Source organism: Nocardia sp. NPDC003183 (assembly GCF_053590715.1).
Genome location: NZ_JBSFTG010000012.1, coordinates 38,604 through 63,274, shown reverse-complemented (window position 1 = coordinate 63,274; position 24,671 = coordinate 38,604). Strand labels below are relative to the sequence as shown.

Sequence of the window (24,671 nt, the reverse complement as noted above, 5' to 3'; positions counted from 1 at the left end):
CCCGACCTCGGACGGCACCCGACGTGAGCGACTGGCGCGACCCCTGGGACGGTGCGCGGCAGGGCTCTCGAAACGACGGCCGGATCGACGGCTGCGACGGGTTCGACGGCGACGCGGGAGCGTGGTCGACGCCGGCTCCGGAGCCGGGAGCATCGTTGCCGCCGTTCCGCCGCTCCCTCTCGCTGCAGCGCACACGATTCGCGGTCGGCCTTCCCGATGCGTCGACGGCGACGGTCGATGTCGATCACCTGTCGGGGCGAGCGTCGCTCTATCGGGACGACCGGCACGTGCGGACCTCCGACATGCCGGTCCGGTTCCCGCTCGGCTCGGAAGCCATCGTCGTAGCCGCGAGCAGATACGGCATGCGGCGGATCCACCTGATCGGTGCGGACGGCAGCGAGCGACGCCTCGATCCAGCGCCGGGGACACCCGAGCGCTGGCGCGCCCAGCTCTCCCGGCGACACCCGGGGGTTGGGCGCACGCTGGCCGCCTGCGCCGTCATCGTGCTGATGGTCGATCTGATTCTCGTCGCGCCACAGCTGCTCGAGCTGGTCACCCACCTGCGGTTCTGGGCTGATCGCTGCAGCCCGTTCGTCTCGCCCGTCGACTTGCCGGTATGGGCGAACACGGCTCTCGCCATCAGCGCGGGCCTCGCGGGAATCGAACGAGCGCTCACCTTCCGCCATCACCGGCTCCTGGATGCCGAGACCGACGGGATCGGGAGCTGATGTTCCAGATCCAGCCCTGGACACGACAAAGGAAACGCATGCGATCACGTCTTCGACTCCCGAATCGATCCCGGCGCCTCACGACCGGGCTCGCCGCGGCCGCCACGCTCCTACTCGCCGGCTGTACGCCTGCTGCACCGGGCTCCGGCGCCGATGCGGACCTCGGCGCCTACCTCGGGCAAGAGCTCGACTGGGGCGGGTGCGCGGGCACCGCGACGAGCGCGGCGGACGCCGAGCTGTTCGCGAACCCCGCGCTCGAATGCGCCTCGGTGGAGGTGCCGCTCGACTACGACAGGCCAGCGGGTGCGAGGGCGCGGGTCGCGCTCCTGCGCCTGCCCGCCACGGGCGAGGCCGAGGGCTCGCTGCTGATCAACCCGGGCGGCCCGGGCGGCTCCGGCACCGGCCTCGTCGCGTCGACCGTGCCGCTGTGGCAGGCGAGCCCCGTCGACGAGCGCTTCGACATCGTCGGCTTCGACCCTCGCGGGACCGGATCGTCGACCCCGGCCCTGGACTGCTACACCGACGAGGAATACGACGCCGGCGACGGGCCGCGATTCGGCACCGTGTACGACATCACGAGCGCCGAGCAGGCAGTCGAACTCGCACAGCGCTGCACCGACGGCTCCGGCGGCGTCGCGAACCTGGTGAACGCCGGGTCGACGAACGTTGTGCGCGATATGGACATCATGCGAGCGGTGCTCGGTGACGACCAGCTGACCTACCTCGGCTACAGCTACGGCTCCGAGCTCGGCGCCATGTACGTCACGACCTACCCCGAGAAGGTCCGCGCGATCGTCCTCGACGGAGCCGTCGCGCCCGACCTGACGGCGAGCCGATTCCGCCTGTCCCAATTCAAAGGCCTGCAGGCCCGGTTCGACGACCTCGCCGCGCTCTGCGCCGAATCACCCGACTGTGTACTCGGCACCGATCCCGCAGCCGCCAACGATCGCCTGCACGAGATCGTGCGGCCTCTCATCGAGACGCAGGCGCCGACGGCCGGCGGCCGAGCTGCCAACGTCTGGGACGTCTACCTCGGCATCAGCGGCGGCCTGTACGCGGAGGCGAAATGGCCCGAAGTCATCTCCGCCCTGACAGCGCTCGAGGCCGGGCGCGCCGACGAAGCGCTCGCCCTGCGCGCCGGCTTCCCGGACCTCGACACCAGCATCGCCGTTCGTTGCATGGACTGGCCTCGCTTGGCGCCCGCGGAGCACACAGCGCTCGCACGCGAGATCGGGCAGGTCGCGCCGATGTTCGACCTCGACGTCTTCACCGCGGGGAACTACCACAGCGAGTGCGAGGCGTGGCCCGCACCGCCCACGCGTGCGGAGCCCTGGCTCGCCGATGCCGAAGGCCTCCCCACGACACTCGTCGTGTCGACCACCGGTGATCCCGCGACGCCACACGAGGGCGGCATCGCGATGGCGCAAGCCCTCGGGGCAAGCCTGCTCACCGTCGACGGCAAGCAGCACGGCGCCTACCTCCTCGGCGGTAGCGAGTGCGTCGACGACGTGGTGGACGCGTATCTCCTCGACCTCGAAACCCCGCCCGCCGACGCACGCTGCAGCCTGTGACGCTCCACGCCGGCACACGGTCAGGCGCGGAGGACTTACGTAATAGTCACCGACGCGAATCGAGTCGTGACTCTGAGACGGTGGGGGTGAGCACACGCGAAGACTGGATGGCATCGAAACCGCACTTGTCACCGCATGTATGCGCCGCAATTCGCATGAGGAGGACACAGTGACATGGAGTACTCGCGAGCTGGCCGACCTCACGGGGACGACTGTGAACACCATTCGGCACTATCACCACGTGGGACTTCTGGAAGAACCAGAACGCCGCTACAACGGGTATAAGCAATATCGCGTAAGGCACCTGATTTCGTTGGTGCGTACACGCCGGCTGGTCGAGATCGGTTTACCGCTCGCGCAGATTGCGGAGATAGACGTCACTTGCTCCGACGCATTGCGCGAGCTCGATGAGGAGCTGCGAGCAGGTATCGACCGTCTTGTGCGGGTACGTGACGAGGTGGCTGCGATCGCTCGAGAACATGCTCCACTCGACACTCCGCGCGGCTTCGAAGCAGTCGCGAGCGGGCTCTCCGGCCCCGACCGATCATTCCTCCAGATCTATGCGAGTCTCGCCGCGCGAGATGCGCTTCCCGACCTGTTGCCGATGATCTCGAAAGAGTCAGCCCCGCTGCGTAAGGCCTTCGGTGCTTTACCCGACGATGCGGACCAGGTCGCGCGGCAACGAATTGCGGACTGGATTACAGAGTCGGACGCGAACTGGCGAGCTGTCGACGGCTCAGGGGCCGTCGGCGGCGCGCTCACTGAGGCCCGGCGCGAGCTCTACAACCCTGCGCAGCACGAGGTGATCGCGCGAGCATCGACGTCACAGCGTGCACGTCGACTTTCCTGTCGCCAGTTCGAGATCGCTGAAGAGTTCCTAGTGCCAACCGGTACATAAATCGGAAGATGGTTACAGACCACATGGGGTATTTCAAAAATAAGACGGCTGTCGTCACGGGCGGCAGTATGGGTATCGGACTTGCGACGGCGAAGCAGCTCGCCTCTGAGGGCGCGCACGTCTTCATCACCGGGCGACGCAAAGACGAGCTCGAGAAAGCCGCCGCCGAGATCGGCCACGCGACGGCAGTGGTCGGCGACGTCAGCGTCTCAGCCGACGTGGATCGCCTTTATGAGCAGGTGAGTCAGCGCGGGCAGGGCCTGGACATCCTGTTCGCGAACGCGGGAATCAACCACCTCGCCTCTCTCGAGGACCTCACTGAGGAAGACCACGACAGAATCTTCGACATCAACGTGAAGGGGACCTTCCTGACCGTGAAGAAGTCCCTGCCATTACTCAACGAGGGGGCCGCAGTCATCCTCGCGGCCTCCACTTCGGCTGAGAGCGGGGCGCCATCCTTCGGTGCGTACGGGGCGTCGAAAGCCGCTGTGCGAGCGTACGCTCGCACCTGGGCCAACGAACTGAGTGGTCGAGGCATCCGGGTGAACGTCGTCTCGCCCGGGCCGGTGAATACCCCGCTGTGGGACGATGTCTTCGGTGAGCGCGCCGAGGAGATGAAAGCGGCCATCGCGTCGGGATTGCCCGCTCAGCGGGTCGGCGAACCGGAGGATGTCGCTGCCGCCGTCACGTTCTTGGCATCGCCCCTGAGCAGCTTCGTCTACGGCGCGAACTTCTACATAGACGGTGGAATGAATCAGGTCTGATGCCGCTCCAATAACGCACTCTCCCTACCTTTTACCGCAAGCAACTGGCGTAGTGCCCGCGTTTCCGAGGTCGAAGAAGTTCTCGACGTCGTGGTGTATGGCGGGGATCACGGCGTCCTTCGATGGTCGGTACGTCGGTGGTGCGGAAGGTGAACGTATCGCTGCAGCGCAGGCCAGGACGGTGGCCGCGCTGTTGAGCCGGCTGCAGGACCGTGGCGATATAGAGCCGCGCTGACGCCCGTGTCGACGCGGGTTCTTGTCTGCTGACGGCTCGTGCCAGGAAGTGGTTAACCTACGCATTTGCGGTGAAAGTGTGGGTCGAACGACGTTACGGTTCCCGAGTGGATCGAACCTGCGACGCTAAAACAAGCCCTCCACCTGCGGAAACGCAGGTGGAGGGTTGCGCCCCCGGCAGGAATCGAACCTGCGACCTAGGGATTAGAAGGCCCTTGCTCTATCCAACTGAGCTACGGAGGCAGTCGCATCAACCTTGGCCGAAGTCGGCCACGCTGTCCAGCTCGAAAAGTATAGCGACCGACCGGATCGTCGAGCGCAGGCTCGGGTGAGCGCCCCCTCGGGGCGTCGCTGGGCACGTCGAACTACCCTCGTTGTCATGTCGTTATCGCAGGACCCCACCGCTGGACCCGCCGTCGACGGCGGACCGTCGGCGGATACGGGTCCGGCGGCGCCGTTCGGTGTACTCAGCGTTGTGGCCGGGTGTATCGCCGCGGTTGTCGCGGCCATGGTGGTCGGGTTGTCGGCGGCGCATGCGCTCAGTTTGCTCGGTATACCCGATCCGGGGGCGTTGACAACATATGGATTGCCCGCGTTGCGCGCGGTGGCCGATCTGGCCGCCGCGATGACCGTCGGCTCCCTGTTGTTCGCGGCGTTCCTGCTGCCCCCGCGCGACGGCGGGCTGCTCGAGGTCGGCGGTTATCGGGCGGTGCGCCGCGCCTCCGACGCCGCGCTGGTGTGGGCCGCGAGCGCGGCGCTGCTGGTGCCGTTGACCGTGTCGGATACGACCGGTCAGCCGGTGAGTGCCATCTGGCGACCCGAAGTGCTGTGGCCGGTGATCACGCAGGTCGAGGTCGCGGGCGCCTGGCGGACAACAGTGTTGTTCGCGCTGATCGTGGCGATCGGCTGCCGGTGCGCGTTGCGCTGGGGCTGGACGCCGGTGCTGCTGGCAGGCGCGTTGGTGACCATGATGCCGCTGGCGCTGACCGGGCACTCGTCCTCCGGTGGCTCCCACGACGTGGCGACCAACTCCCTGATCCTGCACATGGTGTCGGCCTCGGTCTGGGTCGGCGGGCTGATCGCGGTGCTGGCGCACGCGATGCGTGGCGGCGCGAACACCGATATCGCCGCCCGCCGGTTCTCGGTGGCCGCGACCATCTCGATCGTGGTGATCGGCCTCAGCGGCGTCGTGAATGCCTGGGTGCGGGTGCCCGTTTCGGACCTGTTCACCACGACGTACGGCAGGCTGGTGCTCGCGAAAGCGGCCGCGCTGCTGGTGCTGGGCGCCATCGGCTACCTGCAGCGCCGGGCCGCGCTGCCCGCACTGGCCGCCGACTCGCGCGACCGCGGCGCGCTCATCCGTTTCGCCGGCGTGGAGATGCTGATCTTCGCGGCGACCATCGGCCTGGCAGTCGGCCTCGGCCGCACCCCGCCACCGCCGCCGACCACGGTGCCGACGCCGGTCGAAGTGGAGCTGGGCTACACCCTCGCGGGCCCGCCGACGGTGAGTCGCCTGCTGTTCGACTGGCGCTTCGACCTGATCTTCGGAACCCTGGCGATCGTGCTCGCCGCGCTCTATCTGCTCGGCGTCCACCGGCTGCGCAAGCGCGGCGATGCCTGGCCGATCGGGCGGACCATCGCCTGGTGCAGTGGCTGCCTGGTGTTGTTGCTGGCCACGTCGTCGGGGGTCGGTCGTTACGCGCCGGCGATGTTCAGCGTGCACATGGGCGCGCACATGGCGTTGTCGATGCTGGCGCCGATCCTGCTCGCCCTCGGCGGCGCGGTGACCCTGGCATTGCGCGCGCTCCCGCCCGCGGGCCGCGGTGGTGTGCCGGGGCCGCGCGAGTGGATTCTGGCGGCCGTGCACAACCCGGTCTCGCGGTTCCTCACCCAGCCGGTGGTGGCGTCGCTGATCTTCGTCGCCGGGTTCTACGCGCTGTATCTGGGCGGAATCTTCGACACCTACGTCGACTCGCACGCCGCCCATCTGATGATGAACACGCACTTCCTGCTCAGCGGCTACTTGTTCTACTGGGTGGTGATCGGCATCGATCCCAAGCCGCGCGAGGTCGCGCCGCTGACCAAGCTCGCGATGGTGTTCGGCACGCTGCCGTTCCACGCGTTCTTCGGCATCGCGCTGATGAGCATGACCACCGTGCTGGGCGACTGGTTCTATCGCACCCTCGACCTCGGCTGGAACATCGACCTGCTCGCCGACCAGCGTAACGGCGGCAGTTTCGCCTGGGCCAGCGGTGAGGTGCCGCTGGTGGTGGTGATGCTCGCCCTGCTGATCCAGTGGTCACGCAGCGACACCAAGCTGGCCAAGCGCACCGACCGGGCCGCCGATCGCGACAACGACGCCGACCTGACCGCCTACAACGCGATGTACGCCGAGCTGGCGCGGCGTGACGGCGAGGTCCGCCGGTGAGCGGATTCGGTGTGCCGTCGAGCGAATCGACCGAGCGGGCCGAACCGGAGCGGGTGCTGCGCACCGATGTGCGGGCGGCGCGGCGGCGGCTGACCGGGCGGGTACGCAAGACACCGGTGTTCCACACGAGTGTGGACGGGCCGAACGGGCCGGTGCCGGTGTCACTGAAAATGGAATTCCTGCAGCACGGCGGCACATTCACGGTGCGTGGCGCGCTCAACGCCCTGTTGTCGGCAGGCAGCGGCGCCGATCACGTGGTTGTCGCCTCGGCGGGCAACGCGGGCATCGCGGTGGCGCTGGCCGCGGCACAGCTCGGCAAGGAATGCACGGTTGTCGTGCCGGAATCCGCGCCGCACACCAAGGTGGCCGCGATGTGGGCGCACGGCGCCGAAGTGCTCTGGCACGGAACGACGTACGCCGAGGCGCAACGCCGGGCGCTCACCCTGGCCGCCGAGCGCGGGGCCGACCATCTGCATGCCTACGACATGCCCGCCGTGGTGGCGGGCGCCGGCGTCATCGGGCTCGAGCTGGAAGAACAGGTGCGCGGCAGGCCGCCGGTGCTGGCCGCGGTCGGCGGCGGCGGGCTGATCGCGGGCCTCGGGGCGGCACTGGGCAAGCGCAGGGAGATCGTCGGCATCGAATCCGAGCACATACCCGTGCTCTCGGCGGCACTCGCGGCGGGCACGCCGGTCGATATCGACGTGGCCTCGTGCGCCACCGAGCTGCTGTGCGCGACCAGGGTCGGCGACATCGCCTTCGACATCGCCCAGCGGCACCAGATGCCCGCGATCGCGGTGGCCGACGACGCGGTCGCCGCCGCCCGCGAATACCTCTGGCGGGAGTTCCGCGTGGTGGTCGAGCTCGAAGGTGCCGCCGCGCTGGCCGCCGTGCAGAGCGGTGTGTACACACCCGAGCCCGGCGTACGGCCGATCGTGGTGCTGTGCGGAGCGAACACCGAGCTTCCCGTGCTCTGACACCGACGTTGTCCACAACTGCCCGATTCATCCACAGATCGACTGCGCGCGCCCCACACTCCCGTTCGCCAGGTCATTCTTGGGTGGTCAGAGCGAAAACGGTGGATTCGAGCGGGGGGCGAGCACGATGTACGAGGCACACGCGACGGTGATCGGGACCGTCATCACCCATCCGGTGCGGCGCGATCTCAGCAACGGTGAGCAGATGCTCACGTTCCGGATGGCGAGTAATTCGCGGCGATTCGACGTCAAAACGGGGGAGTGGACCGACAACGGGACGTTGTATCTCACGGTCTCGTGCTGGCGCAGGCTGGTGGCAGGGGTGGATCGATCGTTGCATCGCGGCGACCCGGTGATCGCCTACGGGCAACTCCGCTCGCACGAGTACCGCGGCAAGGACGGAACCGAGCGGCGGGACCTCGAGATGCGCGCGGTGGCGGTCGGGCCCGATCTGGCGCGCTGCCACGCGAGCGTTGTTCGCCGGTCCGAGGGCCTGCGATCATTGCCGCATGCCGCGGTGCGGAATATTTCCGATGCCCGCGGCGCTGCCCTACCGAAGGCCGACGACGCTGCCACCGGGTATGCGTCGACCGAGGCCGTTGCCGTAGCCTGTACGACCGTGGCGGATCCTGTCCCCGCGCGATCGCCGGACGTGGTGTCGAGCACCAACGGTGCCGAGCAGGTTGACGCATGAGGGTCGTTTCCGCGGCACTCGACCCTTCCGTATCCCGTCCCCGTTTCTCCCACCGATAGGCTTCCGCGTATGGCTGAGTTCATTTATCAGATGATCAAGGTTCGCAAAGCACACGGCGACAAAGTCATCCTCGACGACGTGTACTTGAACTTCCTTCCCGGCGCCAAGATCGGTGTGGTGGGTCCCAACGGCGCGGGTAAATCCAGCGTGCTGAAGATCATGGCGGGACTGGACCGGCCGAACAACGGTGAGGCGTTCCTCGGCTCGGGCGCCACGGTCGGCATCCTGCAGCAGGAACCGCCGCTCAACGAGGAGAAGACCGTCCGCGGCAACGTGGAGGAGGGCCTCGGCGAGGTCAAGGTCAAGCTGGATCGGTTCAACGAGATCGCTGAACTGATGGCCACCGACTACTCCGACGAGCTCATGGACGAAATGGGCAAGCTCCAGGAGTTCCTCGACCACGCCGACGCCTGGGATGTCGACTCCCAGCTCGAGCAGGCCATGGATGCGCTGCGCTGCCCGCCGCCGGACGAGCCGGTCACCAACCTCTCCGGTGGTGAGCGCCGCCGCGTCGCGCTGTGCAAGTTGCTGCTGAGCAAGCCCGATCTGCTGCTGCTCGACGAACCGACCAACCACCTCGACGCCGAGAGTGTGCTCTGGCTCGAGAAGCACCTCGCCGACTACCCGGGCGCCGTGCTGGCCGTCACCCACGACCGGTACTTCCTCGACAATGTCGCCGAGTGGATCCTCGAGCTCGACCGCGGGCGTGCCTACCCCTACGAGGGCAACTACTCCACCTACCTGGAGAAGAAGGCACAGCGTCTCGAGGTCCAGGGCAAGAAGGACCAGAAGCTGCAGAAGCGCCTCAAGGACGAACTGGCCTGGGTGCGGTCCGGCGCCAAGGCCCGCCAGGCCAAGAACAAGGCTCGCCTCGGCCGTTACGAGGAGATGGCGGCCGAGGCCGAGAAGCACCGCAAGTTGGACTTCGAGGAGATCCAGATCCCCGCGGGTCCGCGACTGGGCGACATCGTGGTCAACGTGTCGAACCTGGACAAGGGCTTCGGCGATCGTCAGCTCATCAAGGATCTGTCCTTCACGCTGCCGCGCAACGGTATCGTCGGCGTCATCGGACCCAACGGTGTCGGTAAGACGACGTTGTTCAAGACCATCGTCGGTCTCGAATCACCCGACAGCGGTGAGGTGAAGGTCGGCGAGACGGTCAAGCTGAGCTATGTCGACCAGAACCGCGGCGGCATCGACCCGAAGAAGAACGTCTGGCAGGTCGTCTCCGAAGGTCTGGACTTCATCCAGGTCGGCAACCAGGAGATGCCCTCGCGCGCCTACGTCAGCGCGTTCGGCTTCAAGGGGCCGGACCAGCAGAAGCCCGCGGGTGTGCTCTCCGGTGGTGAGCGCAACCGCCTGAACCTGGCGCTGACCCTCAAGGAGGGTGGCAACCTGATCCTGCTCGACGAACCGACCAACGACCTCGACGTCGAAACCCTCAGTTCGCTCGAGAACGCGCTCGATCAGTTCCCCGGCTGTGCCGTCGTGATCTCCCACGACCGGTGGTTCCTCGATCGCACCTGCACCCACATCCTGGCGTGGGAGGGCGACAGCGACAATGACGCCAAGTGGTACTGGTTCGAGGGCAACTTCGAGGCGTACGAGGCGAACAAGATCGAGCGTCTGGGCGCCGAAGCCGCTCGCCCGCACCGTGTTACGCACCGCAAGCTGACGCGCGACTGATACGCGCGGCCCGCACGACGGCCCGGTGGAACGATCTGTGAACGGTCGCTCCGCCGGGCCGTCGGCGTTGTGCCGATCGGTGCTTCCTGGCGTTCACCCAGCATTCTTCAAGTTACCGGCGCGGCAAGCCCGAATTCCCTCAGCGTGTTCGAGTACCCGGAGCTAGTCTCGAAAATGCGTCACCTGCGTTGCGAAATCGAAGCGAACCACAATCCATGGGAGTGGGCTAAACGATGACGGTCTCGTCGGAAATCTCCAGCGCGGCGTGGGCCGCGGGAATGCCGCAGAGCTTGCGCGGCGATCTCGCGACCCTCGAGGAGGCGTATTTCCGACACGTCGATGCCGGTGACGTGGACTTCCCGATCCCCGGAATCACCCAGATCTTCCGGCACCACATGGAATTGGCCGCCGTGCGGATGCCGGGTAAGGCCAGCGTGCGGGTGCACCATCCCGACGACGGGACCGGGATGGGTGCCGCGGTGCAGGTCGTCACCGACGACATGCCGCTGCTGGTGGAGTCGATCACCGCGGCGCTGGGCCGGATGCAGGTGAGCGTCTCCGAGGTGATCCACCCGATCTTCGAGGTCATCCGCGACGAGGAGGGCCACCTCACCGCAGCCGCGGCGCACGAGGTGGACGGCCACGGCGCGACCGGGCTGACCGAATCGTGGATGCACCTGCAGCTGCACCCGTCGACCGGCCGGGCCCAGCTCGATCACATCGAACGCACCATGCCCGAGGTGATCGACGATGTCCGCCAGGTGATCGACGACACCGAGGCCATGGCCGCGGTGCAGAGCTCGCTGGCCGACGCGCTCGACCGGTCCGCCGCCCAGAGCTCCACGCCGTTCCCCGCTGTCGATGTGGCCGATTGCGCCCAGCTGCTGCGGTGGCTGGCCGCGGGCAACTTCACCCTGCTGGGGTATGCCCGCTACCGGCGCGGCGTCGAGGACGGCCACACGGTCTCGACCGTGGTGCCCGGTGCGAGCCTGGGTGTGCTCCGGCCCGATGTCGGCACCGATTTCAAAGTGCCCATCAACGGCGAAGACCGCCCGTTGCTGCTGCTCACCCAGGGCCTGGTGCGCGCGACAGTGCACCGCTCGGTGTACCCGTATTTCGTCGGTGTCGCCGATGTCGACGAGACGGGCGCCGAGGTGGGGGTGCACCTGTTCATCGGCGTGTTCACCGTCAGCGCGGTGCACGAGAACGTGCTCGACATCCCGGTGATCAATCGCCGGGTGCGGACCGCGATCGAGGGCGCCGGGTTCGACAAGGACTCCTTCTCCGGGCAGGCGATGCTCGAGGTGATCGAGTCGTTCCCGCGCACCGAACTGTTCTCGGCCGACACCGAAACCATGCGCCGCACCGCCGTCGCGGTCCTCGGCGTCGGCCTGCGCAGGCAGGTCCGGCTCTTCCTGCGCAGCGACGGCTACGGCCGCTTCGTGGCCTGCATGGTGTATTTGCCGCGCGATCGCTACACCACCGCCGTACGCCTGGAGATGCAGGAGATCCTGGTCGCCGAACTCGGTGGCGTGGATATCGACTACTCGGCGCGGGTGAGCGAAAGTGAGCTCGCCAGTGTGTATTTCACGGTGATGATGCCCGCCGAGGCCACCGGCGAGGCAGGCCCCGACACCTCCGAGGACAACCGGCTGCGTTTGCAGGGCCTGCTCAACGCTGCCAGCCACACCTGGGACGACCGGATCGGTGATGCGGTCGCCTCCTCTACCGTGCTCGATCCCGCTGTGGTCAAACGGTATTCGGAGGCGCTGCCCGAAAGCTACAAAGAGGACTTCGCGCCCGCCCGCGCGCTGGCCGACATCGTGCGTCTCGAGCGACTCACCGAAGGCGGCATCAGGCAGCACCTCTACCGCAGGCCCGAAGCGGAGCCCGGTTCGTGGCGCTTCAGCCTCTACATCGCCGGTTCCGGTGTCTCGCTGAGCCAGGTCCTCCCGGTCTTGCAGAGCCTGGGTGTCGAGGTGGTCGACGAACGGCCCTACCAGCTCGAACACGAAGGCGGCACCGAGCGCTGGATCTACGATTTCGGTTTGCAGGCTCGCCCGGAGCTGCTGCGCAACGCACTGGGCGGCGATCTCGACGCCGCCCTGCTCGAGGCCCCCGGCCAGCTCGACGCCCTGCGTACCCGGTTCACCGACGCCTTCGAGGCGGTCTGGTACGACCGGGCCGAAGCCGACGGTCTCAACGAACTCGTGCTGCGTGCCGGCCTGCCGTGGCGGTCGGTCGCGATCCTGCGCGCGTACGCGAAATACCTGCAGCAGGCCGGATTCCCGTACTCCCAGGTCAATATTGCCCGCGTGCTGCTGGCCCATCCGGAGGTCGCGCGCGATTTCGTCGACCTGTTCGCCGCCCGCTTCGATCCGGCCATCGTCTCCGCCGAGGCCGCCGTCGAGCTCGAGAACCGGGTGCGGGCCGGGATCGACGAGGTGGTCAGCATGGACGCCGACCGCATCCTGCGAGCCATCCTCGGCCTGATCAAAGCCACGCTGCGAACCAACAACTATGTTCTCGACGACGAAGGTCGCCCACGCGACTACCTGGCACTGAAGGTCGAGCCGCGCGAGATCGCCGAATTGCCCAAGCCGCGACCGCAATTCGAGATCTTCGTGTACTCGCCGCGGGTCGAGGGCGTGCACCTGCGGTTCGGCTCGGTAGCGCGTGGCGGCCTGCGCTGGTCCGACCGGCTCGAGGACTTCCGCACCGAGATCCTCGGGCTGGTGAAGGCGCAGGCGGTGAAGAACGCGGTGATCGTGCCGGTCGGCGCCAAGGGCGGTTTCGTGGTGAAGCGTCCGCCCGCCCCGATCGGTGACCCGGCCGTCGACCGCCAGGCGAGTATCGCCGAGGGCGTCGCCTGCTACCGCACCTTCATCTCCGGGTTGCTCGACGTCACCGACAACGTCGACCTGGCCACCGGCGCGGTGCTGCCGCCCGATCGGGTGGTCCGCCGCGACGGCGACGACACCTACCTGGTGGTCGCCGCCGACAAAGGCACCGCCAGCTTCTCCGATATCGCCAACGATGTGGCCACCCGCTACGGCTTCTGGCTCGGCGACGCCTTCGCCTCCGGTGGCTCGGCGGGCTACGACCACAAGGCGATGGGCATCACCGCCAAGGGGGCGTGGGAAGCGGTCAAACGCCACTTCCGTGAGATGGACATCGACACCCAGAGCCAGGAATTCACCGTGGTCGGCGTCGGCGACATGAGCGGTGACGTATTCGGCAACGGCATGCTGCTCTCGCCGCACATCCGGCTGGTCGCCGCGTTCGACCACCGGCACATCTTCCTCGACCCGAACCCCGACGCGTCGAGCTCCTTCGCCGAACGTGAGCGCTTGTTCGCGCTGCCGCGATCCTCGTGGGCCGACTACGACCGGAGCCTGATCAGCGAGGGCGGCGGCGTGTTCGAACGGACCGTGAAGTCGGTGCCGATCTCGCCGCAGGCACGGACGGCGCTCGGCCTGCCCGACTCGGTGCAGACGCTCTCGCCGCCGGAGTTGGTGCGCGCGATCCTGCTCGCACCGGTGCAGTTGCTGTGGAACGGCGGCATCGGCACCTATGTGAAGGCGAGCACCGAATCCAACGCCGAGGTGGGTGACAAGTCCAACGACGCGGTGCGCGTCGACGGAAACCAATTGCGGGTCAAGGTGATCGGCGAAGGTGGCAACCTGGGGGCCACCGCGCTCGGCCGGATCGAGTTCTGCCGTGCGGGCGGCAAGATGAACACCGACGCACTCGACAACTCCGCGGGCGTCGACTGCTCCGACCATGAGGTCAATATCAAGGTCCTGCTCGACGGCGTGGTCAGCGCGGGCGGTCTCGCGCCCGCCGACCGCAATCCGCTGCTGGCCTCGATGACCGACGAGGTCGCTCGAATGGTGTTGCACGACAACGTCGATCAGAACACTTTGATCGGTATCGCCCGCACCGACGCGCCCCAGATGCTCAATGTGCACGGTCGTGTGATCGCCGACCTCGAACAGCGACGTGGCCTCGACCGGGAGCTCGAAGCGCTGCCGTCGACCGCCGAGCTGGCTCGCCGTGGTGAGGAGGGCGCCGGGCTCGCCTCACCCGAGCTGGCCAACCTGCTCGCGCACGTGAAGCTCGGCCTCAAGGCCGACCTGCTCGACACCGACCTGCCCGACAGCGCCTACTTCGCGAGGAAACTGCCCCTGTACTTCCCGACGCCGCTGCGGGAGCAGTTCGGCGCCGCCATCAAGAAGCACCGGCTGCGCCGCGAGATCGTCACCACGATGATCGTCAACGAGGTCGTCGACTACGGCGGCATCACCTACGCCCACCGCCTCAACGAAGAGGTCGGCGCCACCACCACCGATACGGTGCGTGCGTTCGCCGCGGCCACCGAGATCTTCCAGCTCCATGACGTGTGGTCGCGCATCCGCGGCGCCGACGCGGCCGCCGGAGTCTGTGACCTGCTCGAATTGGAATCCAAGCGGACGCTGGACCGCGCATCGCGCTGGCTGCTGAGCAACCGGCCGCAGCCGATCGCGGTCGGCGCCGAGATCAACCGCTATCACCGCCGGGTCCAGGAATTGGCGCCGCAGGTGCCGGGCTGGTTGCGCGGGCACCATGTCACCTCCCTCACCCAGGGCGCCGCCGAGCTGATCGCCCGCGGTGCGCCGACCGACCTGGCCACCGAGGTGTTCGGGCTGCTCGGGTTGTTCCCGCTGCTCGACATCGTCGACATCGCCGACATCACCGATCGCGACGGCGCCGAGGTGGGCGCCCTGTACTACGCGCTCAACGACCATCTCAAGATCGACTGGCTGCTCGAGGCGGTGAGTCACCTCGAACGTGGCGATCGCTGGCACGCGCTGGCCCGGCTCGCTCTGCGCGACGACATGTACGGTTCGTTGCGCTCGCTCACCCTCGATGTGCTGTCCGCGGGTGACCCGGAGGAAACTCCCGACGAAAAAATTGCATACTGGGAGTCGAAGAACCAGTCCAGGCTGGGCCGTGCGCGCGCGGCCCTGTCGGAGCTGTTCGAGTCCGGGACCCACGACCTCGCCACACTGTCGGTTGCCGCGCGACAGGTGCGGAGCATGGTGAGCGGGGTGGGCGCCCAATCGGAGGTACCACGGTGACGAGTTCGCCGAACGGCAACACCGGCACGCCCGCACCGGAGCTGGTGTTGCCGCAGCGTTTTCACGCGAAGGTCGAGATCCGCTGGTCGGATATGGACGTGTTCCAGCACGTCAACCACGCTCGGATGGTGACCCTGCTGGAAGAGGCGCGGATTCCGTGGCTGTTCGACGACGACAAGCCGACGGCGTCGATGGGGCGGCAGGGGTGTGTGCTGGTCGACCTGCATGTGAAGTACCGCGGACAGTTGCGGCACGAGGACACCCCGCTCGACATCGCCATGTGGGTCAAGCAATTGCGCGCGGTCGATTTCACCATCGGTTACGAGGTGCGGGCCAACGGCGCGGCTCCCGATTCGCCGCCCGCGGTGATCGCGACCACCCAGCTCGCCGCGTTCGACATCGACACCCAGCGGCTGCGCAGGCTCAGCGAGTCCGAGCGCGACTACCTGGCACTGTGGCGGGCCTGATTACGTGAGCTCCTCCGAACAACGGGTGCTCCACACGCCCGACCCGGCCGAACGCGAAAACCTGGCCACCTTCCTCGGTCGCGCCCTCCGGCTGGACCCGGCCGCTGTCGTCCGATTGCGGCGGCGTGGTTCCAGTCTCGTATCCGCGTGGGTGGCAACGGGGTTCGAGACGCTGGCGGTGCGCACGATCACCGCGGAACTCGGTGTCGACGATGTCACCGTCGGTGCGGACACGGTGCTCGCGGGACTGGGTACCGGCCATCCGATCGACCTCGGTTACTCGATGGACTCCGCCTGGCGCGGTGCCCTTCCGCCGACCGACGGCTTCTCGCATGTGGATGACGTTCCGGCGCGCACCCTGGTGGAGCTGGCCGAACGTGGCGCGGATGTGGCGCGCGAACACGGCGGTCCCAAAGGGCCGCCCGCGTCGCTTCTCGACCAGTCGGTTCTTACGGTTACCGGGACCGGTGATCTCGAGGTGCAGGTGCCGATGCGCGTCGTCTTCGCGCTCACTGCGATGGATTTCATTCCGCATGCGGGGGAGAAGGCGGAGTCGCGTCGGATTCAGCCGTCGGAGCTGGTGCGGGTGCGGGCTACTCGGACGTGGTTGCGGTTGGATGCTCGGTATGGGTCTGTCGCGCGGCGATTGGGTGGCGGGATTCCGTTGTCGCCCAGTTGAGTTGGGCGGATCAGGGTCTCGGGTGCGGTAACTCCGCACCCGAGGGGTCGCGGGGCGGGCTAAGGGTGCCGTCGTGGCGCAGCGTGGTTGGCAGTGAGTCAGTGCACGCCGACGAGGCGTAGCAGAGCCGTTGTCGTGGCTGCTGCCAACACGGTGACGAGTAGAGGGGCGCGCCGCCACGCGAGGACTCCGCCCACGCCGACACCGGCGGGTAGGGCGACGCCGAGGTGGCCGGAGCCGGTCGGCAGCGTGGCTGTTGCTACCAGCGCGGCGAGCAGAATGAGGGCGCCGGTGTCCAGGAGGTGGATTGCCCGGGAGGACAGCCGCAGCCGATGGCGCATCGCGGGGCCGGTCCATCGCAGTGCGTAGGTTCCCACGGCGAGCGCCAACATGGCGGGCAGCAGATACGGCGCGTTCATGCCGCCACCGGTTCGCCGGTGGGGGTCGGTGGGCGTAGAGCGAAGACCAGTCCGCCCAGGGCGATCAGCACCGGGAGCCCGGCAGGCACGAACGGTGCGACCGCTACCGCCAACCCGGCACCGACCAGTACCGGCCGCAATGTTGCCCGGTCGCGCAGGGCGGGCAGGATCAGCGCGAGCAGGATCACCGGGAACACCGCGTCCAGGCCGAGCGCCGAGGTATCGGGTACGAGCGAACCCAGTGCCGCGCCGAGGGTGGCGCCCAGCGGCCAGCACAGTGCGACGCCGATACCGCAGGCCCAGTACGCGGCGCGTTTGCGTTCCTGATCACCGGGGGCCGTGGCGAAGGCGACCGACTCGTCGTTGAGGACGTGGATGCCGAGCGCTCGCTTCCAGCCGCGCCCGAACACCTCGGGCGCCGACAATCCGTACGGCAGGTGGCGCGCGTTGAGCAGCAGTCCGGCCACCACCGCCGCCAGCGGACTACCGCCGGCCGCGACGATCCCGAAGAACAGCAATTCCGAGCCGCCTGCGAGCACCGTGACCGCCATCACGATCGGCATCCACATCGGGAACCCGGCCGCGATCGTCGACGCGCCATAGGACACCCCGAACAGGCCGACGGCAAGGCACGCCGCGGCTACGGCAGCCACGGTTCTCCGGTCGAGTGTTCGCCAAATCGAACGCATGTTGTTTATATTGAACGCACGGGGTGGGTAAAGTCAACGCGGTATCGCCAGCCCTCAGGAGGCGTAGATGGACCGGCAGGACCCCGTCGTCGGACCGCCCCAGGCGGTGATCGCCGCGGCGCTGCGTCGTGAGCGCGCCCGCGCCGGCCTCTCGCTCACCGAGGTCGCTCATCGGGCGGGTGTCGCGAAATCCACACTGTCGCAACTGGAATCGGGCACCGGCAACCCCAGCCTGGAAACCCTGTGGGCGCTGTGCGTCGCCCTCGAAATGCCGTTCTCCCGGCTGCTCGATCCGCCGCGGGCCAATGTTCAGGTGATTCGCGCCGACGAGGGCGCACCCGTCCCCTCGGCCGACGCCGACTATCGGGTGACATTGCTCGCAGCGGGCCAGTCACACACGCGCTGTGATGTGTACCGCATCGCGGCCGAACCCGGCCACACTCGTCGCTCGGATCCGCACAGCCCGGGCGTCGTCGAGCATGTCGTCCTGGCGGCGGGCCGCGCCATGGCGGGCCCGGCGGACGAGCCCGTGGAGATGCGCCCCGGCGACTACATCCGCTACCTGGGCGATCTCCCTCACATCTTCGAAGCGCTCGAGCCGGGAACGTGGGCGACGATGGTCATCGAGAGCGCCTGAGCCGATCGAGCGCTGGTCAGGCGTAGCTCGCCTGCGTTCCGGCCATGCGCGGCTGTGCCTATCAGGCGGCCCCTTCGCCGAGGTACTGCAACCAGATCGGATCCAGATCGGCGGTGGTGGACAGCAACCGCCAATGCGGGCCCTTGGGCGAGACCAGCGGGTGGCGCAGGTGCCAGCCCAGGTCGGCCAGCATCTTGTCGGCCTTGCGGTGATTGCAGGGGGCGCAGCTGGCGACGCAGTTCTCCCACGAGTGCTCGCCGCCGCGACTGCGGGGGATCACGTGGTCGATGGTCTCGGCCTTGCCGCCGCAGTACCCGCATCGGTAGTGGTCTCGATGCATGAGCGCGGCGCGGGTCATCGGCACGCGGGCGCGGTAGGGCACCCGCACGTAGGTGCGCAGGCGGATGACGGACGGAATCGCCACTTCGGAGCCCGCGGAATGCAGGACCGGTCCTTCGGGATTGTCGTGAACGGCGTCTGCTTTGGCGCAGATCAGCAGCACGACAGCGCGACGCGCGGACAGCGCGGTGAGCGGCTCGTAGGTGGCGTTGAGGAGGAGGACCCGGCGTTTGCGCCACGCGGCGGCGTCGTGGTCTCCGGCGAGATGCAGAGGCGCGGGGAGATGCGGCAGGTCGTGAAGACCGTGTGCGCCCGGATGGTGATCGGACAGGATATGCAGCGGAACAGCCCCCGAGCCACGATTGTGGACGTCGGCGGGCTGGAGTTGTCGGTGCGTGCGCGCCTCGTGTGAACGGGCGCTCGGTCGCTGCTTCATCCTCGTGACCTCAATTTCATGATTGGCAGGATCATGTGGTATCTGGGGCCGATACTGACCCCAGTTGACCATGGTTCCGGCGGTATTGCACGGCTATTTTTCAAACTTCCGGATGAACTGTGGTTGAAGGGCAGCGCGTTCGTGACCGTGGTGATCGGGGCACAATGGAGCGCGTGACTTCCGGTGAGCAGACAACGACCTCCTTCTACGAAGCCGTGGGCGGCGCGGAGACGTTTCGCCGTCTGGTGTCGGTGTTCTATCGCGAGGTCGCGGCCGACGAGATCCTGCGCCCGTTGTACCCGGAGGAGGACCTGGGTCCGGCCGAGCGCCGGTTCCGGATGTTCCTCGAACAGTACTGGGGCGGGCCGCGCACCTACTCCGACGAGCGCGGGCACCCGCGGCTGCGCATGCGCCACAATCCGTTCGTCATCGGGCCGCTCGAGCGCGACGCCTGGATGCGATGCATGCGGATCGCGGTCGGTGAGATCGAACCGTCGATCCTGGACGACGAACACCGCAAAGCCCTGCTGGACTACTTCCAAATGGCAGCGGCCTCCCTGCAAAACGCTCCGTAGCGGTACGAGAGCCCTAATAGGGCGCATCTGAGCCTACGGGTGCCTGCTGTTCGCTGATGACCAGCGGATGGCCGCCCGGTTTCGCATCGATGCCGCCCTTTACCACGATGTTTCGCCGCGGCGTGGCGAACGCTGGTGATTTGCCGGATTCGCAGAAAGTCTCGCCCCGCATGAATATTGCGGGCGATCTTTGGCAATATTGCGGGTGTGACACAGACACCTGCCTCGCCGGTGCCGGGGGAAGCAAGCACCGCTCCGTGGTGGAAAACCGCCGTGTTCTATCAGGTCTATCCGCGTTCGTTCGCCGACTCCGATGGTGACGGTGTCGGCGACCTGGGCGGGGTGCGCGAGAAGATGGGATACCTGGAGCTATTGGGCGTCGACGCGCTGTGGATCTGTCCGGTGATGCGGTCACCACAGGCCGACGGTGGTTACGACGTGTCCGATCCGCGCGACATCGACCCGCTCTTCGGCGGGTTGGGGGCGCTGGACGAGTTGATCGCCGAGGCGCACGACCGCGAGATCAAAGTGACGATGGATCTGGTGCCCAACCACACCAGCATCGAACACGCGTGGTTCGCCGAGGCGCTGGAGGCTGCGCCGGGCAGCCCGGAACGGGCTCGCTACCTCTTCCGGGACGGTCGCGGCAAGGACGGGGATGAGCCACCCAACAACTGGCCGAGCATTTTCGGCGGCCCCGCCTGGACCAGGATCATCGAACCCGACGGCTCTCCAGGGCAGTGGTACCTGCACATCTTCGCGCCCGAACAACCCGACCTGAACTGGGAAAACCCCGAGGTCGCCGACGATTTCGAGAAGACCCTGCGCTTCTGGCTCGACCGTGGCGTCGACGGTTTCCGCCTCGATGTCGCCCACGGGATGGCCAAACCCGAGGGCCTGCCCGACATGGACCGGGTCGAGACCAAGATGCTCGTCCACGACGACGACGATCCCCGCTTCAACAACCCGGGCGTGCACGCCATTCACCGCCGCATCCGCACGGTGCTCGACGACTACCCGCACGCGGTGTCGATCGGCGAGGTGTGGGTCGACGACAACGTCCGCTTCGGCGAATACGTCCGTCCCGACGAGCTGCACCTGGCGTTCAACTTCCGCCTCGCCGAGACTCCCTTCACCGCACAGGGCGTCCATGACGCGATCACACACTCCCTCGACGCGGTTGCCGACGCGGGCGCCCCGCCCACCTGGACGCTGTCCAATCACGACATCGAACGGGAGGTGACCCGCTACGGCGGTGGCAAGGCCGGCGTCGCGCGGGCGCGGGCGATGATGATGGTCGAACTCGCCCTGCCCGGTGCGGTGTTCATCTACAACGGCGCCGAATTGGCTCTGCCCAACGTCGACGACCTGCCCGAGGAGGTCTTGCAGGATCCGGTGTGGGAGCGCACGGGCCACACGGAACGTGGTCGTGACGGTTGCCGGGTCCCGATGCCGTGGGAGGGCCCGACCACGCCGTTCGGTTTCACCGTGGGTACGCCGTGGTTGCCGATCCCGGCCGACTGGGCCGACCGCACCGTCGAGGCGCAGCTGGAAACCCTGCACTCGACGCTGTCGCTGTACCGGCTGGCGATCGACTTGCGCGCCACCCGGCCGGAGTTCGCGGGCCAGCGGATCGAGTGGTACGGCAGTCCCGACGGCTGCCTCGCTTTCCGTCGGCCGGGCGGGTTGATCTGCGTGCTCAACGCCTCGGACGGCCCGATCCAGTTGCCGCCGGGGGAGGTGCTGTTGTCGAGCGCTCCGGTCGCCGACGACCGGTTGCCACCGAACGCGGCGGCCTGGTTGGTGTAGCACCGCCGGACACGCGGTGCGGGAACTGCCAGCCGGAGGATGAACTACTACACAGCATCGTCTACCGTTGGTGCGTGAGCATTCTCGAGACAGTGCTGATCTTCGTCGGCATCCCGGCCGCGATCTACTTCGCGATCGCGGGTTTGTCCTATCTCGGTAAGCCATTCCCCGGTGAGAAGCCGGCCCACTTCGCACTCGGGCAGAAGTGGACCCACCGGCCGGTGCTGTGGAGTGCTACCGATGAGGTGACCGCCGCGGCGGGGCACCACACCGCCGAGCCGCATGGCAGTCATGCGGCTCTCGAAACCGCGCATGCGGAGCTGATCGGAGGCCGGGCAAGTGGCAAGTTCTAATTGGCCCGCGGTGGTCGAGGCCGACCTGCCGCACGGGTTCGCCCTCACCAGCAGCGGCCGGGTGTCCGGCGTGCACGAGCCCGGCACCGTGTTCGACGAGGTGCCGTTCACCGATCGTGAACGCATCTCCCTCGACAACGCGCTCACCGAGGCGACCCGCGCCACCAAGGTCCGCTTCAACATCTACCTCGGTGACCTCGGCTCCGATCCGGCGGCCGGTGCCGACGCGATTCTGCCGAACACCCCGGAGTCGGCCGATTCGGTGCTCATCGCCGTGTCCCCGAACCAGGGCGCGATCGAGGTCCGTTCCGGTGCGAATGTGGCCGAGCGCGCCAACGACCGCATCTGCCAGCTCGGCGTCACCGCCGCGCTGGCCTCGTTCCGTCAGGGCAACTTGATCGACGGCCTGATCTCGGCCACCCGCGTGATGGCCGCCGCGATCGGCCGCTAGTTCGTTCTCCTCCGGACGGCGCGTTCACCTCATGGTGAACGCGCCGTTCGTGTGTCACGCGCCGGGCGTGCGGCGAAAGATGTCGGGGGACTGGCCGTTCCAGCGGCGGAACGCGCGGCGCAGGGTGCGGGCATCGGTGTAGCCGAGCTGGGCGGCGATCGACTGCACGGGGAGGTCGGAGTCGCGCAGGGGCCGTTCGGCGCGGTCGCGGCAGGCGGCGTCGCGCCAGGTGGTGCCCGCTTCGGCGAGGCGCCGCTGGAAGGTGCGGGGGCTGAGGGCGAAGCAGGCGCCTCGGGCGGCGGCCGCGCTGGCTGAGCGCGACATGGACGGGCGTGAGCGCCGTTCGAGTGGCCTCGCGCATCCGCCAGTCGAGAGTATTCGTCTGGACCGACTTCCCGAGAAGGGAATGGGGCCGGACATTCGCCTGTTGTAACCATTCAAATGTCAATAGGCAGTTAGGAACTGATGGGCATGCGACGTGAGCATCTTGCCTGGGTGGGGCTGACGGCGATGACCGTCTCGTTCGGGCTCAACTTCACGATGGGTGTGTTCTTCGCGCCGACGGCCGCGTCGTACGGGGTGTCGGCGACGGCGCTGGCCGTGGCCGCCGCGCTGGGCACCACGGTCACCGGCCTGGCGCAGCAGGGTATCGGCAGGCTGCTCGATCTGCTCGGGCCCAAGCTCGTGCTGATCGGCGGGCTCACGCTGATCTCTAGCAGCTATCTGGTGCTGGCCACGGTGACCGAGACCTGGCAGTTCGTCGCGGCCTACATGGTGCTCGGCGGATTGGGGTTCGCGTCGTCGTCGACCCTCACCGTGACCACCCTGCTCGGGCGGGCACACGGTCCGCAGGTAGGACCGGCCATGGCACGCGCCGCGATCGGCATCAACCTCGGCCAGCTGATCACGCCGTGGGCGGCGACCGCGCTGTTCGATCCGATCGGTGTGCGCGGCACCTTCGCGTTGCTCGGCGCGATCGGTCTGGCTTCGACCGCCGTGCTGTGGCTGCTGCTGCCCGCCGATCAGCGGGCGACGACCAGCGCAGGCGCCCGCGAATCGCTGGCGGACCGATGGAAAGTGCTGGTGTCCTTCGGTTTCCACGCGGCGACCCTGTACGTGGTCGTGTTGATGCTGCCGAAACACGCGGTGGAGCAGGGCTGGTCGGTGGCCGGTGCGGGCAGGCTCGTGGCGCTGGCCGCGCTGGCGGCCGGGCTGACCTCGGCCGCGATGGTGCGGCTGCTGCGGCACTACCCACCGGAATCACTACTGCGGGTGCTGTATTCGGTGCGCCTGGCCGCCTTGTTGCCCGCGGTGCTCGTGCCGGGGCCCGCGGTGCTGGTCGTGGTCGCGGTGCTGTTCGGTATCGCCTCGTTCCCCGTCATCCCGCTGACCATGGCCATCCTTTCGCGTGGTCTCGACCCCGCGCGGATGGGCCGCACGCTGGCGCCCGCGTGGGTGATCCACCAGCTCGCCGCCGCCACCGGGCTCGGCGTGGCCACCGTCGTGCACGCCCTCACCGACAGCTATCGCGGCTACTTCGCCCTCGGCCTGGTGTTCACCGTCGTTGCGGTCGGCCTGATCTCCCCGGTTCGCCGTCGCGTACCGGTCACCGTCTGAATCCCGCCCGGCCGAGCTTCCCGGGCTCGGCGCGAGTATCACCAACACAGAAAGAGATCCACGATGAACCAGATAAGCCACCACACCGTCGAGATCCAGGGCCGGTCGGTCTTCTACCGTGAAGCCGGCGACTCGGGCAAGCCGACTCTGCTTCTGCTGCACGGCTTCCCGTCCAGCTCGGCCATGTTTCGCAACCTGATTCCCGCACTGGCCGACGACTACCACGTGATCGCACCCGATCACCTCGGCTTCGGCCAGTCGGCGATGCCGGCGGTCGACGAATTCGACTACAGCTTCGACACGCTCACCGAGATCACCCTGGAACTGCTCGACACCCTCGGCATCGACCGTTTCGCGCTCTACATCCAGGACTACGGCGCCCCCATCGGCCTGCGCATCGCCTCGCGCAATCCGGAGCGGGTCACCGCGATCATCACCCAAAGCGGCAACGCCTACCTCGACGGCTTCACTCCGTTCTGGGACGTGTTGTTCGCGCATGCGAACGACCGCGCGACCCATGAGCCCGAAGTGCGCAAGCTGCTCGAGCTCGACGCGACGAAATGGCAGTACACGCACGGCGTTCCGGCCGACCGGCTCGCACTGGTCAGCCCGGATGTGTGGACCCTCGATCAGGCCTACCTCGACCGTCCCGGCAACAAGGAGATCCAGCTGCAGCTGTTCTTCGATTACAAGAACAACCTCGACGGTTACCCGGCCTTCCAGCAGTATTTCGCCGAGCATCGGCCGCCGACGCTCATCGCCTGGGGTGCCCACGACGAGATCTTCGGTGCCGACGGTGCCCGCGCCTATCTGCGTGACCTGCCCGACGCCGAACTGCACCTGCTCGACGCGGGCCATTTCGCGCTGGAGACGCACGGACCCGAGATCGCCGCGCTGATCCGCGACTTCCTCGGCCGGGTGCTGGGCTGAGTACGGGTGGACGGCTGGGGGTCGTGGGGCGCCCGGCCGTCCGGACGGCATCGAGTAACCTGGTCGGCGGTTTATCGGCCACGTCATGGGCCGTCGGCGTATCGGGGGAAACT

Annotated in this window: 22 protein-coding genes and 1 tRNA gene; 18 read left to right on the top strand and 5 right to left on the bottom strand. The window is 67.7% G+C overall.

Going from position 1 to position 24,671, the window contains the following annotated elements:
- Positions 1-23: 23 nt before the first annotated feature.
- The 4 genes from ACWDXS_RS26775 to ACWDXS_RS26760 all read left to right on the top strand — a co-directional run bounded on the left by ACWDXS_RS26775 (position 24) and on the right by ACWDXS_RS26760 (position 3,961).
- Positions 24-728, top strand: a complete 705-nt coding sequence (locus tag ACWDXS_RS26775; protein ID WP_449969722.1) for a hypothetical protein — start codon at positions 24-26, stop codon at positions 726-728.
- Positions 729-766: 38 nt separating this feature from the next.
- Positions 767-2,299 (top strand): alpha/beta hydrolase, encoded by a 1,533-nt coding sequence (locus ACWDXS_RS26770; protein WP_449969719.1) that lies wholly within the window; start codon positions 767-769, stop codon positions 2,297-2,299.
- Positions 2,300-2,468: 169 nt separating this feature from the next.
- Positions 2,469-3,197, top strand: coding sequence for a MerR family transcriptional regulator (locus ACWDXS_RS26765; protein WP_449969716.1), 729 nt, complete (start codon positions 2,469-2,471; stop codon positions 3,195-3,197).
- A gap of 8 nt (positions 3,198-3,205) precedes the next feature.
- A complete protein-coding gene (locus ACWDXS_RS26760; protein WP_449969713.1) occupies positions 3,206-3,961 on the top strand; it encodes an SDR family NAD(P)-dependent oxidoreductase in 756 nt (251 codons plus the stop codon).
- 403 nt (positions 3,962-4,364) lie between these two features.
- On the opposite strand, the gene ACWDXS_RS26755 is transcribed toward ACWDXS_RS26760, so the two are convergent.
- Positions 4,365-4,438: transfer RNA gene (locus ACWDXS_RS26755), tRNA-Arg, on the bottom strand.
- 136 nt (positions 4,439-4,574) lie between these two features.
- Between ACWDXS_RS26755 and ACWDXS_RS26750 the strand changes: the two genes are divergently transcribed.
- The 7 genes from ACWDXS_RS26750 (at position 4,575) to ACWDXS_RS26720 (ending at position 16,303) form a co-directional block, all read left to right on the top strand.
- Complete coding sequence (locus ACWDXS_RS26750) at positions 4,575-6,623, top strand: cytochrome c oxidase assembly protein (RefSeq protein WP_378995547.1); 2,049 nt, start codon at positions 4,575-4,577, stop codon at positions 6,621-6,623.
- Complete coding sequence (locus ACWDXS_RS26745) at positions 6,620-7,597, top strand: serine/threonine dehydratase (protein WP_449969710.1); 978 nt, start codon at positions 6,620-6,622, stop codon at positions 7,595-7,597. The genes ACWDXS_RS26750 and ACWDXS_RS26745 overlap by 4 nt, the downstream gene beginning before the upstream one ends.
- Before the next feature lie 127 nt (positions 7,598-7,724).
- A complete protein-coding gene (locus tag ACWDXS_RS26740) occupies positions 7,725-8,291 on the top strand; it encodes a single-stranded DNA-binding protein (RefSeq protein ID WP_378995551.1) in 567 nt (188 codons plus the stop codon).
- Positions 8,292-8,360: 69 nt separating this feature from the next.
- A complete protein-coding gene (ettA, locus tag ACWDXS_RS26735) occupies positions 8,361-10,037 on the top strand; it encodes an energy-dependent translational throttle protein EttA (protein ID WP_378995554.1) in 1,677 nt (558 codons plus the stop codon).
- 233 nt (positions 10,038-10,270) lie between these two features.
- Positions 10,271-15,157, top strand: a complete 4,887-nt coding sequence (locus ACWDXS_RS26730) for an NAD-glutamate dehydrogenase (protein WP_449969705.1) — start codon at positions 10,271-10,273, stop codon at positions 15,155-15,157.
- The gene (locus tag ACWDXS_RS26725; protein ID WP_449969702.1) at positions 15,154-15,624 is read left to right on the top strand and encodes an acyl-CoA thioesterase; all 471 of its coding nucleotides are present in this window, start codon (positions 15,154-15,156) and stop codon (positions 15,622-15,624) included. Before ACWDXS_RS26730 ends, ACWDXS_RS26725 begins: the two co-directional genes overlap by 4 nt.
- A gap of 4 nt (positions 15,625-15,628) precedes the next feature.
- A complete protein-coding gene (locus tag ACWDXS_RS26720) occupies positions 15,629-16,303 on the top strand; it encodes a hypothetical protein (protein ID WP_378995558.1) in 675 nt (224 codons plus the stop codon).
- A gap of 98 nt (positions 16,304-16,401) precedes the next feature.
- Here the strand turns inward: ACWDXS_RS26720 and ACWDXS_RS26715 are convergent, their stop codons facing one another.
- Together ACWDXS_RS26715 and ACWDXS_RS26710 are read right to left on the bottom strand one after the other, a co-directional pair.
- Positions 16,402-16,722: an AzlD domain-containing protein gene (locus ACWDXS_RS26715; protein ID WP_387445198.1), complete on the bottom strand. Its 321-nt coding sequence runs from the start codon at positions 16,720-16,722 to the stop codon at positions 16,402-16,404.
- Positions 16,719-17,411, bottom strand: coding sequence for an AzlC family ABC transporter permease (locus ACWDXS_RS26710; RefSeq protein ID WP_378995562.1), 693 nt, complete (start codon positions 17,409-17,411; stop codon positions 16,719-16,721). Before ACWDXS_RS26710 ends, ACWDXS_RS26715 begins: the two co-directional genes overlap by 4 nt.
- A 67-nt stretch (positions 17,412-17,478) precedes the next feature.
- Here ACWDXS_RS26710 and ACWDXS_RS26705 point away from each other — a divergent pair, with 67 nt between their 5' ends.
- Entirely contained in the window at positions 17,479-18,048 is a 570-nt protein-coding gene (locus tag ACWDXS_RS26705) for a helix-turn-helix domain-containing protein (protein WP_101464034.1), read from the top strand.
- Between the two features lie 61 nt (positions 18,049-18,109).
- Here ACWDXS_RS26705 and ACWDXS_RS26700 read toward each other — a convergent pair whose 3' ends face one another.
- Complete coding sequence (locus ACWDXS_RS26700; protein WP_378629923.1) at positions 18,110-18,823, bottom strand: HNH endonuclease; 714 nt, start codon at positions 18,821-18,823, stop codon at positions 18,110-18,112.
- Positions 18,824-18,987: 164 nt separating this feature from the next.
- On the opposite strand from ACWDXS_RS26700, the gene ACWDXS_RS26695 reads away from it, so the two are divergent.
- The 4 genes from ACWDXS_RS26695 to ACWDXS_RS26680 all read left to right on the top strand — a co-directional run bounded on the left by ACWDXS_RS26695 (position 18,988) and on the right by ACWDXS_RS26680 (position 22,011).
- The gene (locus ACWDXS_RS26695; protein WP_101464033.1) at positions 18,988-19,398 is read left to right on the top strand and encodes a globin; all 411 of its coding nucleotides are present in this window, start codon (positions 18,988-18,990) and stop codon (positions 19,396-19,398) included.
- A 207-nt stretch (positions 19,399-19,605) separates the two neighbouring features.
- Positions 19,606-21,207, top strand: a complete 1,602-nt coding sequence (locus ACWDXS_RS26690; RefSeq protein ID WP_449969695.1) for a glycoside hydrolase family 13 protein — start codon at positions 19,606-19,608, stop codon at positions 21,205-21,207.
- Between the two features lie 74 nt (positions 21,208-21,281).
- Positions 21,282-21,560: an aa3-type cytochrome oxidase subunit CtaJ gene (gene ctaJ / locus ACWDXS_RS26685; RefSeq protein WP_194829561.1), complete on the top strand. Its 279-nt coding sequence runs from the start codon at positions 21,282-21,284 to the stop codon at positions 21,558-21,560.
- On the top strand, positions 21,547-22,011 hold the full coding sequence (locus tag ACWDXS_RS26680; protein WP_378995570.1) for a DUF5130 domain-containing protein: 465 nt from the start codon (positions 21,547-21,549) through the stop codon (positions 22,009-22,011). Before ctaJ ends, ACWDXS_RS26680 begins: the two co-directional genes overlap by 14 nt.
- Positions 22,012-22,065: 54 nt before the next feature.
- On the opposite strand, the gene ACWDXS_RS26675 is transcribed toward ACWDXS_RS26680, so the two are convergent.
- Complete coding sequence (locus tag ACWDXS_RS26675; protein WP_449969690.1) at positions 22,066-22,335, bottom strand: helix-turn-helix domain-containing protein; 270 nt, start codon at positions 22,333-22,335, stop codon at positions 22,066-22,068.
- 147 nt (positions 22,336-22,482) lie between these two features.
- On the opposite strand from ACWDXS_RS26675, the gene ACWDXS_RS26670 reads away from it, so the two are divergent.
- Both ACWDXS_RS26670 and ACWDXS_RS26665 read left to right on the top strand, forming a co-directional pair.
- Positions 22,483-23,628, top strand: coding sequence for an MFS transporter (locus tag ACWDXS_RS26670; protein ID WP_449969687.1), 1,146 nt, complete (start codon positions 22,483-22,485; stop codon positions 23,626-23,628).
- A gap of 63 nt (positions 23,629-23,691) precedes the next feature.
- The gene (locus ACWDXS_RS26665) at positions 23,692-24,558 is read left to right on the top strand and encodes an alpha/beta fold hydrolase (protein ID WP_449969684.1); all 867 of its coding nucleotides are present in this window, start codon (positions 23,692-23,694) and stop codon (positions 24,556-24,558) included.
- The last annotated feature ends 113 nt before the right edge of the window (positions 24,559-24,671 follow it).

Bases quoted from the DNA above. Each gene is read 5' to 3' on its own strand.
- ACWDXS_RS26770 (WP_449969719.1), top strand. From the start codon at position 767: ATGCGATCACGTCTTCGACTCCCGAATCGATCCCGGCGCCTCACGACC.
- ACWDXS_RS26760 (WP_449969713.1), top strand. From the start codon at position 3,206: ATGGTTACAGACCACATGGGGTATTTCAAAAATAAGACGGCTGTCGTC.
- ACWDXS_RS26750 (WP_378995547.1), top strand. From the start codon at position 4,575: ATGTCGTTATCGCAGGACCCCACCGCTGGACCCGCCGTCGACGGCGGA.
- ACWDXS_RS26740 (WP_378995551.1), top strand. From the start codon at position 7,725: ATGTACGAGGCACACGCGACGGTGATCGGGACCGTCATCACCCATCCG.
- ettA (WP_378995554.1), top strand. From the start codon at position 8,361: ATGGCTGAGTTCATTTATCAGATGATCAAGGTTCGCAAAGCACACGGC.
- ACWDXS_RS26730 (WP_449969705.1), top strand. From the start codon at position 10,271: ATGACGGTCTCGTCGGAAATCTCCAGCGCGGCGTGGGCCGCGGGAATG.
- ACWDXS_RS26715 (WP_387445198.1), bottom strand. From the start codon at position 16,722: ATGAACGCGCCGTATCTGCTGCCCGCCATGTTGGCGCTCGCCGTGGGA.
- ACWDXS_RS26710 (WP_378995562.1), bottom strand. From the start codon at position 17,411: ATGCGTTCGATTTGGCGAACACTCGACCGGAGAACCGTGGCTGCCGTA.
- ACWDXS_RS26705 (WP_101464034.1), top strand. From the start codon at position 17,479: ATGGACCGGCAGGACCCCGTCGTCGGACCGCCCCAGGCGGTGATCGCC.
- ACWDXS_RS26700 (WP_378629923.1), bottom strand. From the start codon at position 18,823: ATGAAGCAGCGACCGAGCGCCCGTTCACACGAGGCGCGCACGCACCGA.
- ACWDXS_RS26695 (WP_101464033.1), top strand. From the start codon at position 18,988: ATGGAGCGCGTGACTTCCGGTGAGCAGACAACGACCTCCTTCTACGAA.
- ACWDXS_RS26675 (WP_449969690.1), bottom strand. From the start codon at position 22,335: ATGTCGCGCTCAGCCAGCGCGGCCGCCGCCCGAGGCGCCTGCTTCGCC.
- ACWDXS_RS26670 (WP_449969687.1), top strand. From the start codon at position 22,483: ATGCGACGTGAGCATCTTGCCTGGGTGGGGCTGACGGCGATGACCGTC.
- ACWDXS_RS26665 (WP_449969684.1), top strand. From the start codon at position 23,692: ATGAACCAGATAAGCCACCACACCGTCGAGATCCAGGGCCGGTCGGTC.